10 protein-coding genes, 1 pseudogene and 1 riboswitch are annotated in these 12,415 nt (G+C 62.6%); of the genes and pseudogenes, 10 read left to right on the forward strand and 1 reads right to left on the reverse strand.

Going from position 1 to position 12,415, the window contains the following annotated elements:
- Together glpK and NQ492_RS15390 are read left to right on the forward strand one after the other, a co-directional pair.
- The gene (glpK, locus tag NQ492_RS15385; RefSeq protein WP_044053981.1) at positions 1-1,494 is read left to right on the forward strand and encodes a glycerol kinase GlpK; all 1,494 of its coding nucleotides are present in this window, start codon (positions 1-3) and stop codon (positions 1,492-1,494) included.
- Positions 1,495-1,507: 13 nt separating this feature from the next.
- Positions 1,508-2,251 carry an MIP/aquaporin family protein gene (locus NQ492_RS15390; RefSeq protein ID WP_022061515.1) on the forward strand — a complete coding sequence of 248 codons (744 nt, stop codon included), beginning with the start codon at positions 1,508-1,510 and terminating at the stop codon, positions 2,249-2,251.
- Positions 2,252-2,330: 79 nt separating this feature from the next.
- On the opposite strand, the gene NQ492_RS15395 is transcribed toward NQ492_RS15390, so the two are convergent.
- A complete protein-coding gene (locus NQ492_RS15395) occupies positions 2,331-2,885 on the reverse strand; it encodes a flavodoxin (protein WP_015546138.1) in 555 nt (184 codons plus the stop codon).
- A 167-nt stretch (positions 2,886-3,052) separates the two neighbouring features.
- Here NQ492_RS15395 and NQ492_RS15400 point away from each other — a divergent pair, with 167 nt between their 5' ends.
- From NQ492_RS15400 to NQ492_RS15435, 8 genes and pseudogenes are all read left to right on the forward strand, one after another.
- Positions 3,053-3,958: a helix-turn-helix domain-containing protein gene (locus NQ492_RS15400; RefSeq protein WP_015546139.1), complete on the forward strand. Its 906-nt coding sequence runs from the start codon at positions 3,053-3,055 to the stop codon at positions 3,956-3,958.
- A gap of 304 nt (positions 3,959-4,262) precedes the next feature.
- Positions 4,263-5,945 carry a transcription termination factor Rho gene (gene rho / locus NQ492_RS15405; RefSeq protein ID WP_044053982.1) on the forward strand — a complete coding sequence of 561 codons (1,683 nt, stop codon included), beginning with the start codon at positions 4,263-4,265 and terminating at the stop codon, positions 5,943-5,945.
- A 28-nt stretch (positions 5,946-5,973) separates the two neighbouring features.
- On the forward strand, positions 5,974-6,744 hold the full coding sequence (locus NQ492_RS15410) for a S1/P1 nuclease (protein WP_015546140.1): 771 nt from the start codon (positions 5,974-5,976) through the stop codon (positions 6,742-6,744).
- A gap of 197 nt (positions 6,745-6,941) precedes the next feature.
- Positions 6,942-8,071: pseudogene (locus tag NQ492_RS15415) on the forward strand (aldo/keto reductase).
- Between the two features lie 18 nt (positions 8,072-8,089).
- Positions 8,090-8,533, forward strand: coding sequence for a DUF1893 domain-containing protein (locus NQ492_RS15420; RefSeq protein WP_015546142.1), 444 nt, complete (start codon positions 8,090-8,092; stop codon positions 8,531-8,533).
- 88 nt (positions 8,534-8,621) lie between these two features.
- The gene (locus tag NQ492_RS15425) at positions 8,622-10,502 is read left to right on the forward strand and encodes a TonB-dependent receptor (protein WP_015546143.1); all 1,881 of its coding nucleotides are present in this window, start codon (positions 8,622-8,624) and stop codon (positions 10,500-10,502) included.
- A gap of 11 nt (positions 10,503-10,513) precedes the next feature.
- Positions 10,514-11,026 carry a hypothetical protein gene (locus NQ492_RS15430; RefSeq protein ID WP_044053983.1) on the forward strand — a complete coding sequence of 171 codons (513 nt, stop codon included), beginning with the start codon at positions 10,514-10,516 and terminating at the stop codon, positions 11,024-11,026.
- Between the two features lie 5 nt (positions 11,027-11,031).
- Complete coding sequence (locus NQ492_RS15435; protein WP_050794803.1) at positions 11,032-12,009, forward strand: DUF362 domain-containing protein; 978 nt, start codon at positions 11,032-11,034, stop codon at positions 12,007-12,009.
- A gap of 166 nt (positions 12,010-12,175) precedes the next feature.
- Positions 12,176-12,371, forward strand: a riboswitch (cobalamin riboswitch).
- Positions 12,372-12,415 lie beyond the last annotated feature (44 nt).

Here is a 12,415-nt window from a genome sequence, read left to right on the forward strand (position 1 = left end):
ATGGAGCAGTACATTTTGTCATTGGATCAGGGAACGAGCAGTTCCCGCGCGATCGTTTTCGACCGCAAGGGGCAGATTTGCTCGATGGCCCAGCGGGAGTTCACCCAGTATTTCCCCAAACCGGGATGGGTGGAGCACAATCCGCACGAAATCTGGTCGTCGCAGGCGTCGGTGATCGCCGAAGCCATCGCGGCCATCGACATCAACGGGCTGAACATAGCCGGAATAGGCATCACCAACCAGCGCGAGACGACAATCGTGTGGGACCGCGAAACGGAGGAACCGGTCTACAACGCCATCGTATGGCAGGACCGCCGGACCTCGGAGTACTGCGACTCGCTGAAGGCCGAAGGAAAAACCGAGTGGATTCGCGAAAAGACGGGCCTGATCATCGACGCCTATTTCAGCGCCACGAAGATCAAATGGATTCTGGACAACGTGCCGGGCGCGCGGGAGCGGGCCGAGAAGGGCAAGCTGATGTTCGGAACGGTCGACACATGGCTGATCTGGCGGCTGACGCGCGGCGAAGTGCACGTGACCGACCCGAGCAACGCCTCACGCACGATGCTGTTCAACATCCGCACGCTGCAATGGGACGAGGAGTTGCTGAAGCTGTTCGACATCCCGGCGTCGATGATGCCCGAGGTGCGCTCGTCGAGCGAGGTTTACGGAGCGACGAAAACCACGATCTTCGCCCACAAAGTCCCCATCGCGGGTATCGCCGGCGACCAGCAGGCGGCCCTGTTCGGACAGATGTGCGTCGAGCCGGGATCGGTGAAAAACACCTACGGCACGGGCTGCTTCCTGCTGATGAACAGCGGCGAAAAGCCCATCGCCTCGAAAAACAACCTGCTGACGACCATCGCCTGGAAGATCGGCGACAAGGTCAACTACGCCCTCGAAGGGAGCATCTTCGTCGGCGGATCGGTGGTGCAGTGGCTGCGCGACGGGCTGGGGATCATCCGCTCCTCGTCGGAGGTGGAGGCGCTGGCGTCGTCGGTTCCCGACACCGGAGGCGTCTACTTCGTGCCCGCGCTGACGGGACTGGCGGCCCCGCACTGGGACCAGTACGCCCGGGGCGCGATCAGCGGCATCAGCCGCGGAACGACGGCTGCGCACATAGCCCGCGCGGCGCTGGAGGGCATCGCCTACCAGACGCTGGACATCGTGGGCGCGATGCAGCGCGACGCCGGAGTCTCGCTGGTGGAACTGAAGGTCGACGGCGGGGCGGCGCGCAACGACCTGCTGATGCAGTTCCAGGCCGACCTGCTCGCGACGAAGGTCATCCGTCCCCGCGTGACGGAGACCACGGCGCTGGGCGCCGCCTACCTGGCGGGGCTGGCCGTGGGGTATTGGGAAAGCGTCGGAGAGATCAGGAAGCAGTGGCAGGCGGAGCATATTTTCGAACCCGCGGCCGACCGCACGCAGATCGCAAAGGCCGTCGCCGGCTGGGAAGACGCCGTGCGGCGGGTTTTGCGCGAGAAAAACGACTAAAACGAAAGCGGATATGGAAATTAGCTTGTTCACCAAATGCCTGTTCGAGTTCATCGGAACGCTGGTGCTCGTACTGCTGGGCGACGGGGTGGTCGCATCGACCGTCCTCAAACGATCGAAAGGTTTCGACGGCGGCTGGATCGTGATTACGATCGCCTGGGGACTGGCCGTGATGTGCGGCGTGCTGATCGCAGGGCCTTATTCGGGCGCGCACCTCAATCCTGCGGTCTCGGTGGGACTGGCCGTGGCGGGGTCGTTCCCGTGGGCGTACGTCCCGGGATACGTCGCCGCGCAGCTGCTGGGCGGATTCTGCGGCGCCGTCGTGGTCTACCTTTATTATAAGGACCATTTCGACGCGACGGACGACCCCGCGGCGAAGCTGGGCGTCTTCTGCACGATGCCCGCCATCATGGACAAACCGCGCAACCTCTTCTGCGAGGTGGTCGGCACGTTCCTGCTGGTGTTCGTGATCCTGGCCATCGGCAACGAGCAGAACACCCCCGAAATCGGGATGGGAAGTCTGGGAAGCCTTCCGGTGACGATGCTCATCATGGCCATCGGCATGTCGCTGGGCGGCACGACGGGCTACGCGATCAACCCCGCGCGCGACCTGCCGCCGCGGCTGGCGCACGCCCTCCTGCCGATCCGGGGCAAAGGAGGCAGCGGATGGGATTACAGCTGGGTTCCCGTGGCGGGACCGCTGCTGGGCGCCCTGGCGGCCGGACTGATCTACGGCTGCGTCTATTTCTGCGGATAAAGACGCCCGGAAACCCGAATCGTTCGGGTTATCCGGGCGCGAAACGGAAGGAAGGCGCGCTGAAGCAACCGGCCGCTTTCTAAAATCCGTTTTTCAAGCGGGTGCGGACCCACCTGCCGACCTCATCCTTCGAGTTGCGCACCGCACTGCCGCGGACGGCGAGTCCGTCGGGGACGGTCGACCGCGGGCAGAGTCTGCGGATGTCGGCCTCGCTGTGTCCCATGCCGCTGCCCTCGTGGGTCATAAACGGCACGACGGTCTTGCCCGCCAAGTCGCAGGAGGTGAGGAACGTCGCCACGGGAGGCGCTATGGTCGCCCACCAGCAGGGCGAGCCGACGAAAATCACGTCGTACTGCGAAAGGTCGCCGACGGGGTTTTTCAGCGCGGGGCGCACCCCGGCTTCGATCTCCTTTTTGCCCTGGTCGACCACGGCCCGGTATTCCGTGGGGTAGGGCGTCGCGGGAACGATCTCGAACAGATCTCCGCCCGTGGCCTCGCTGATCTGCCGCGCCACCTCACGGGTGTTGCCGCTGTGGGAGAAATAGGCCACCAGCACTTTTCCGGAGGGCTGCTGCGCCCCGGCTCCCGAAACGGCGAATGCCGCCATCGTCGCCAAAATAAGTCTCTTTTTCATCGTTCGATCCATTTACACGGTTTCACACCGCAAAAGTAGGGCGGACGCCGGGCGCCGGGCATACCCCGATTACGGTTCGTCGTACCATAATTACCGATTCGGGGCGGAAGGCGGAGCAGGTATCGAAAATTCCGCTAATTTTGCGACAAACAAAACTATTTCAGCATATGGGCACGGTGGTCAAATACGACAACATCTTCCAGTACAACGAATCGCGCGGCGTGGAGACGCAGCATCCGCTGGTGAGCGTCATCGACTTTTCGAAGGCGGAACCCATTCCTCCCGGCCATTACCGCCACTGCTTCGGATTTTACGCCGTTTTCCTCAAGGACGTGAAGTGCGGCGATTTGCGCTACGGACGTAACTACTACGACTATCAGGAGGGAACGCTCGTATTCATGGCTCCGGGGCAGGTGGTCGAGGTGGAGGTGAAGGATAAGCCGCAGGTTCCGCCCAAAGGCCGGGCGCTGCTGTTCCATCCCGACCTGCTGCGCGGCACCTCGCTCGGGCGCAACATCGCGGGCTACACATTCTTCTCCTACGAGGTGAACGAGGCCCTGCACCTTTCGGAGCAGGAGCGCCAGGTCGTGATGGACTGCCTGCAAAACATCCAATCGGAGCTGAAACATGCGATCGACAAACACAGCCGCACGCTGATCGTCTCGAACATCGAGCTGCTGTTGAATTACAGCACACGGTTTTACGAACGGCAATTCATCACGCGCAACAACGTCAACCGCGACGTGCTGGCCGGATTCGAGCGTCTGCTGGGCGACTATTTCGCAGGAGACCGCCCCGAGCGGGACGGCGTGCCGTCGGTGCGCTGGTGCGCCGAGCAGCTGCACCTGTCGGCGAACTATTTCGGCGACCTGGTGAAGAAGGAGACCGGGAAATCGGCGCAGGAGTACATCCAGCTCAAGGTGATCGACATCGCCAAGGAACGCATCTTCGACCCCGGACGCTCGATCAGCGAAATCGCCTACTCGCTGGGATTCCGCTACCCGCAGCACTTCACGCGTCTGTTCAAGAAGGTGGCGGGGTGTTCGCCCAACGAATACCGGACCGCAAACTGACACAAAAAACCCTTCCGCGCCGCGGAAGGGTTTTTCACACACAAACATTAACAATACAAACAATGCAATGGCCGAAAATCCCCGTTTCATTGTTTTCGGGACAAAGGTCGCGCAAAATTCCGGGACCCGCAATCGCCATTAGTAGGTATTTCGGCCCCGGACAATGCCCTTCACCCTGCCGTTCAGGGAAGTAAAGGCGCTTTTTTATTTTGTAATTCGAAATAATGCACTATCTTTGCATGCGAATTCCAACGAACAGGACGACCGTCCTGTTTCTGAAAATCACATTCAACGGAAATAAACTATGCAAGATCTGAAAGCGCTGGAAGGGAAAAGCCTTGCCGAGTTGCGTGAGATAGCCAAAGCATTGGGTATCAAGAACGTTATGATTAAAAAGCGCGAACTGATAGAGAAAATAGCCGGGACGGACACCCCGGAGGAGGCTCCTGCGGAAAATGAGGCCGGAGCGAAAGGGGAGGTTTCGGAAACCGCCGCAGAGCCGGCACAGGACGCAGCCCCGCAGACCGCCGCGCCGAAGACCAAGGCCCCGCGCGGACGCCGTCCGCGACTGGCGAAGAACGAAAACGCAGCCCCGCAGCCGGAGGCCGCGGCAGAGCCGGAACTCCCGATGGAGACGAAGCCGGCGACGGCTGCCGAACCGGAAGCCGCAGCGGCTCCTCCGCAGGCCGAAACGCCCGCGGCAGAGCCGGCGAAGGCCGAACCCAAACGCCGGGGCCGCAAGCCCAAAGCGCAGGCGGCGCCGGAGGTGCAGGCGGTTCAGGAAACGGCGGTCCCTGCCGCCGCGCAGGAGACCCACACGGAACAGGCTCCCCGATACATCGAAGAGGAGGTCATCACCAAGGACGACTTCGCAGGGGAGATCGAAGGCGAAGGCGTGCTGGAGATCATGCCCGACGGCTACGGATTCCTCCGCTCGGCCGACTACAACTACCTCAATTCCCCCGACGACATCTACGTTTCGCCCTCGCAGATCAAACTCTTCGGACTGAAGCCCGGCGACACGGTGAACGGCGCGATCCGCCCCCCGAAGGAGGGTGAGAAATACTTCCCGCTGGTGCGCGTGAACGAAATCAACGGTCTGGCCCCGGAGTACATCCGCGACCGCGTGCAGTTCGAATTTATGACGCCGCTGTTCCCCAGCGAGAAATTCTGCCTCACGGGCAACGGCCACAACAACATGTCCACGCGCATCGTGGACCTCTTTTCCCCCATCGGCAAGGGCCAGCGCGCACTGATCGTGGCCCAGCCCAAGACGGGTAAGACGGTGCTCATGCAGTCGATCATCAACGCCATCGCCGACAACCATCCCGAGGTGTACATCATCGTACTGCTGATCGACGAACGCCCCGAGGAGGTGACCGAAATGGCCCGCAACTCGAAGGCCGAGGTCGTGGCCTCGACTTTCGACGAGCAGGCTTCGCGCCACGTGAAAGTGGCCGAAATGGTGCTCGACAAGGCCAAACGCATGGTCGAGAGCGGCCACGACGTGGTGATCTTCCTCGACTCGATCACCCGTCTGGCCCGCGCCTACAACTCCGTGCAGCCCGCCTCGGGCAAGGTGCTTTCGGGAGGTGTCGACGCCAACGCCCTGCACAAGCCCAAGCGTTTCTTCGGCGCAGCCCGCAACACGGAGGAGAAAGGTTCGCTGACGATCATCGCCACGGCGCTGATCGACACCGGTTCGAAGATGGACGAAGTGATCTTCGAGGAGTTCAAGGGTACGGGCAACATGGAGTTGCAGCTGGACCGCAAGCTGGCCAACAAGCGCGTATACCCGGCCGTAGACGTGATCGCCTCGGGAACCCGCCGCGAAGACCTGCTGCTGCCGCGCGACGTGATGAACCGCACGTGGGTGCTGCGCAAGTACCTCTCGGACATGACGCCCGTCGAAGCCATGGAGTTCCTCCAGAAACAGATGGGACTCACCGACACCAACGAGGAGTTCCTCGCCACGATGAATCACTAACCACACGGAGCGCAAACACCGGGTACAGATGAAAAGGCTGATTCTGACGAGTTTATGTCTTCTTTTCGCCCGCGGGGCGTTCGCATGGGGACAGAAGGGGCACGACGTGACGGCGTATATCGCCGAATGCCGTCTGACGCCCGAAGCGGCAGAGAAGGTCCGCAAGGCGCTCGACGGCTACTCGCCCGTGTATATCGCCAACTGGCTCGACTTCGCCAGCTACTGGCCCGAATACGCCTATTCGAAAACCTGGCACTACCTCAATATCGACGAAGGCGAGACGCTGGAGAGCATGTCCCGGAATCCCGGGGGCGACGTGCTGACGGCGGTGACCCGACTCACGGAGAAACTCAAGTCGGGACGCCTCACACCCGAGGAGGAGACGCTCTCGCTCAAGATGCTGATTCACCTGGTCGGGGACATGCACTGCCCGATGCACCTCGGACGGTTGAGCGACCTGGGCGGCAACAAGCGGCCCGTGCGTTTCTTCGGACGCGACACGAACCTGCATTCGGTCTGGGATACGAACATTCCCGAGGCGGTCCACAAATGGAGTTACAGCGAGTGGCAGCAGCAGATCGACCGGCTGACGGACGAAGAGGCTGCGCAGATCGCCGCCGGAGAGCCGGCCGACTGGGTGAAGGAGACGCACGAAATCTGCAAGGAGATTTACGGCTTCACCCCCGAAGGGACCGATATTTCGTACGACTACCTCTTCAAGTACACGCCCGTCGTCGAACGGCAGTTCCTGCGCGGCGGACACCGCCTGGCCCGCCTGCTGAACGAGATATACCGATAACCGCATCCGCGCAAGACAAAGCCGCCCGCCGTCGAGAGACCGGCGGGCGGTTCGTTTCCGGAGCGCCGAATCAGTAATTCAGGTAGAAATATCCGTAATCCGGCTACTTCGGAAATCCTGTTTTCGGACTATCTTTGCATCGTGAACGGAAGGTTCCGGAATCCGGAACCCGGCGAAACGGAAAATCGAGGACGATCATGGAATACAGAATTTTGGGCAGAACGGGCCTGCGCGTGAGCGCCGTCGCACTCGGCTGCGAGGGCTTCATCCACAAAACGCCGGAAGAGGTGTGCGCCGATTTCGACTTCGCTATCGGGCACGGCGTCAACTTCATCGACATCTACTCGCCGAATCCCGAACTGCGGACGAACATCGGCGCGGGGACTTCATCATTCAGGGACACCTCTGCACGACCTGGGAGAACGGGCAGTACCTGCGCACCCGCGACCCGGAGAAAACCCTCGCGTCGTTCGACCTTCAGCTGCAACAGCTGCGGACGGACTGTCTCGACATCGGCATGATCCACTACGTCGACGCCGAGGCGGATTTTCACCGCGTCTTCGGCGGGGAGATCATCCGCATCGCGCAAAGGCTTCGGGAGGAGGGGCGAATCCGCCACATCGGCATCAGCAGCCACAATCCCGCGGTGGCCCGGATGGCCGTCGAAACGGGACTGGTGGACGTGCTGATGTTCTCGGTAAACCCCTGCTACGACCTGCAACCGGCCGGCGACGACGTCGAGGCCCTGTGGGCCGAGGAGAGTTACGCCGGCGCGCTGCGCAACATCGACCCCGACCGCGAACGGCTCTACGAACTGTGCGAAAGGACGGGCGTGGGCATCGACGCCATGAAGGTCTACGGCGGCGGCGACCTGCTGAATGCGGAGAATTCCCCGTTCGGGAAGGCCATGACGCCGGTGCAGTGTATCGAATACGCCCTGACGCGGCCGGGCGTGGCTTCCGTGATGGTCGGATGCAGGACGCAGGACGAGATCCGGGCCGCACTCGACTGGTGCGGCGCATCGCCCGCCGAAAGGGACTATGCCTCCGCAATGGCCGGCATGGAGCGGTTTACCTGGGAAGGGCATTGCATGTACTGCGGCCATTGCGCCCCCTGTTCGGCGGGAATAGACATCGCGACGGTCCATAAATTCCACAACCTCGCCGTGGCGCAGGGCGAAATCCCGGAAACCGTGCGTGAACATTACGCCGCGCTCACGCACCACGCATCGGAGTGCATCGGGTGCGGCGCATGCGAAACGCGCTGCCCGTTCGGCGTGGAGATCGTAGCGTCGATGCGCCGCGCGGCGGAACGATTCGGCTATTGACCGCAAATTCGGGAAAAAATGGGAACAGACAACGCAAACAAGGACCGGCAGGCCATAGACCTGCTCTTCGCCGAGAGATGCTCGTGCGTCGTGCGCAACGGCGACACGATCCGGATATTCCGCGAACGGGGCGTCCGGGACCTCTGGAGGCTGCTGCACGAGGAGCCGGAACTGCTCGACGGCGCGTTCGTGGCCGACAAGGTGGTCGGAAAGGGCGCTGCGGCGCTGATGGCCGCGGGCCGTGTGAGGGAACTCTTCGCCGACGTGGTGAGCCACGCGGCGCTGGAACTGCTGAACGGAGCCGGGATTCCGGTAAGTTACACGGTCGCCGTGCCCCACATCATCAACCGCGCCGGAGACGGCATCTGTCCCGTGGAGCGGCTCTGCGCCGGAGCGCGGACCGCCGCGGAGTGCCTGCCGCTGATCGAAGGGTTTCTGACGGCCAGCAAGGGCGCGCCCTGATTCCGGCGAAGGGCGGAAAGAACCGTCCACAGCCTTCGTCCGCAAGCCTGCGGCGGGGGAGACCGAAAAACAAATCAAATACGGAACAATGAACAAGATTCTTTCGATTTTACTGGCCTGCACGGCTGCCGGCGCCGCATACGGCGCACAGGAGACCGGGCAGGCGGCGAAGAACGTCGCGATCGACTCGGTGGTGGTGACGGGGGCGCGCTACGCCTCGGACATCCGCCACCTGCCGATGTCGGTGGCGGTCGTGGACCGCGACGAAATCGTCCGCCGGCAGGAGGCATCGGTGCTTCCGCTGCTCACGGAACAGGTTCCGGGGCTGTTCGTCACGGGACGCGGCGTGATGGGTTACGGCGTCTCGGACGGCGCGGCCGGAGGCATCAGCCTGCGCGGCATCGGCGGAGGGTCGGCGGCCCAGATGCTCGTGCTGATCGACGGGCATCCGCAGTACATGGGGCTGTTCGGCCATCCGATCGCCGACGCCTACCAGTCGATGCTCGCCGAGCGGGTCGAGGTGGTGCGCGGACCGGCGTCGGTGCTCTACGGCTCGAACGCCATGGGCGGGGTGATCAACATCGTCACCCGCCGGCAGCGCGAGGAAGGCGTGAAAACCGACCTGAACGTGGGCTACGGCTCGTGGAACACCTTGCAGACCGAAGCAGCCAACCGCATCCGCAAAGGCCGCTTCACGAGCGTCGTGACCGGCTCGTACAACCGCACGGACGGCCACCGCGCCGACATGGGTTTCGAGCAGTACGGCGGATATGCCAAGGTCGGCTACGAGATCAGCCGCCGCTGGAACGCTTACGCCGATGTGAACCTGACACACTTCAACGCCTCGAATCCGGGCGAAATCACCGCGCCCGTCTTCGACAACGACTCCCGCATCACGCGCGGCATGGCATCCGTCTCACTGGAAAACTCGTACGACCGGACTTCGGGCGCGTTGAAGTTCTTCTACAACTGGGGCCGTCACCGGATCAATGACGGCTACGGCGCAGGCGAGGAGCCGCGCGACTACCGTTTCAACTCGAAGGACCGGATGCTGGGCGTCTCGTGGTATCAGAGCGCCGGACTGTGGCGCGGCAGCCGCCTGACGGCGGGCATCGACTGGCAGCGCTTCGGGGGCCGGGCGTGGAACCGGTTCACGGCAGACGGCCGCGAGGAGCCGATCGTGGACCAGACGGAGGACGAAATCGCCGGATACGCCGATTTCCGGCAGTCGCTGGGACGCCTCACCGTCGACGCCGGGGTGCGTATCGACCACCACACCCGCACCGGCACGGAGTGGGTTCCGCAGGCGGGCATCTCGCTGCGGGCCGCACGCGACGGAGCGCTGAAGGCGATGGTGAGCAAGGGCTTCCGCAACCCGGTGCTCCGCGAACTCTACATGTTCGGGGTGAAGAATCCCGATCTGAAGCCCGAACGGCTGTGGAACTACGAACTTTCGTGGACCCAGCGGCTGGCCGGAGGAAGCGTGTCGTACGGCGTCAACCTCTTTTATATCAAGGGCGAGGACATCATCCGGCGCGGCAGGGCAGACGGCCGCAACATCCTGCTCAACCAGGCCCGGATCGAAAACTGGGGCGCGGAGGCCGACGCCGCATGGCGCATCGGCGGGGGATGGAGCGTCAATGCCAATTACAGCTGGCTCCGGATGGAGTATCCCGTGCCGGCGTCCCCCGAACACAAACTCTACGCCGGAGGCGATTTCGGGAAGGGCCGCTGGTCGGTGTCGACGGGCGTGCAGTACATCGCAGGGCTTTACACGGCGGCGGCTCCCGATCCGGAAGTCCGGGAAGCGGGATTCGTGCTCTGGAACCTGCGCGCGTCGCTGCGCGTAAACCGTTTGCTGACGATCTTCGTCCGGGGCGAAAACCTGCTGGCCGAACGTTATGAGATCAATGCCGGATACCCGATGCCCCGGGCGACGGTCTTCGGCGGACTGAAGTTAAACCTTTAATTGAAATAACCATGAAAACATCCTCTGTAACACTCTATTCGACCGGCTACCGAGAGACGCGTACATACCTCGCGGCAGCCCTGTTCGCGGCGGGTAACATCGTCCTGCCGCAGTTGTGCCACCTCGTGCAGCTGGGAGGTCCCACGATGCTGCCGATCTACTTCTTCACGCTCGTCGGCGCCTACAAATACGGCTGGCGCACGGGACTGCTGACAGCCCTCGCTTCGCCGCTCGTGAACGCCGCGCTGTTCGGGATGCCCGCCGTCACGGCGCTGCCGGCGATCCTCGTGAAATCGGCGCTGCTGGCCGGAGCGGCAGGGTATGCGGCCCGGCGTTTCAACCGCGTGTCGATGGCGCTGCTCGCCGCCGTCGTGCTGTTCTACCAGATCGTCGGATCGGCCGGGGAATGGGCCTTGACGGGCAGCTTCACGGCCGCCGTGCAGGATTTCCGGATCGGGATTCCCGGCATGTTATTGCAGGTGTTCGGCGGATACCTCTTTATAAAGTACGTAATACGCAAATAGCCATGATGAAAAAAATCTGTATGATCTCCTTTGTTTTGCATTTCGCGGCCGCAGGCTCCGGCTGTGCGTCGGGCAACGACAAAAAGGCGGCGGAGGCGGCTCCCGCCAAAGTCTACATGACCCGCGACATCTCGCCCGCGGGAATGAAAGCCGTCTACGAGGCCCTGGGCCGGAAGGCCGAAGGGAAGAAGGTCGCCGTGAAACTCTCGACCGGAGAGCCGGGAGGCAACAATTTCCTGCAACCGGCCCTGATCGGCGATCTGGTGAAGTCGGTGAAGGGCACGATCGTCGAGTGCAACACGGCCTACGGCGGCGGACGCGCCAAAACCGAAGACCACCTGAAAGCCGCCGCCGACCACGGGTTCACGGCCATCGCTCCGGTGGACATCATGGACGCCGAGGGCGAAGTGCGCCTGCCCGTCGAGGGCGGCAGGCACCTCAAATACGACATCGTAGGCTCTCACTTCCCGGAGTACGATTTCGTGGTGGTTCTTTCGCATTTCAAGGGGCACGCGATGGGCGGATTCGGCGGCGCGATCAAGAACATCTCCATCGGCATCGCCTCGTCGGCCGGAAAAGCGTGGATTCACTCGGCCGGAAAGACCGAGGACACCGAGAAACTGTGGAGCAGCCTGCCCGCGCAGGACGATTTTCTGGAGTCGATGGCCGAAGCGGCCAAAGCGATCGCCGCCCATTGCGGCGAACGGATTCTCTACATCAGCGTTATGAACAACCTCTCGGTGGACTGCGACTGCGACGCGCATCCCGAGCCGCCCCGCATGGGCGACATCGGCATCCTCGCCTCGCTGGACCCCGTGGCGCTGGACCAGGCGTGCGTCGACCTGGTGTACGCCTCGCCCGACGAGGGCAAGGTTCATCTGATCGAACGCATGGAGTCGCGCCACGGCATCCACACGCTCGAACACGCCGAGGCCATCGGCATCGGCAGCCGGCAGTACGAGTTGGTCGATCTGGACAAATAGCGGAAGCGGCACGTCCCGTGGAAGACATCCCCGTTCCTTGGGGATGTCTTTTTTTTGCCCGCGGCGGAACGGAGCCATCCGCCCGGGGCGTGCCGGCGCGCGCGTTTGTTCACAAAATGTTCATTAAAAGCCCCGAAGCATGTTTCCTTTCCGGAGAACTATCCCTATATTTGCTTTCGTGCAAGGTTCTCCGCCGACGGCTGTCGGCACGAGATCAAAAGGGAACTCCTGTGAAAATCAGGGACTATTCCCGTAGCTGTAAGCCCCGTTGCGTTCCGCACACTCTTTAGCCACTGTCCCCCGGGACGGGAAGGCGTGCGGAAGGGGCGAGTCAGAAGACCTGCCTTGCCGGGAAGGGTGGCCGCCTTCGGGATTTAGGGCGATACCCGGACCTTTTTATACCGAA

It is taken from the genome of Alistipes shahii WAL 8301 (assembly GCF_025145845.1).
Lineage (GTDB): Bacteria > Bacteroidota > Bacteroidia > Bacteroidales > Rikenellaceae > Alistipes > Alistipes shahii.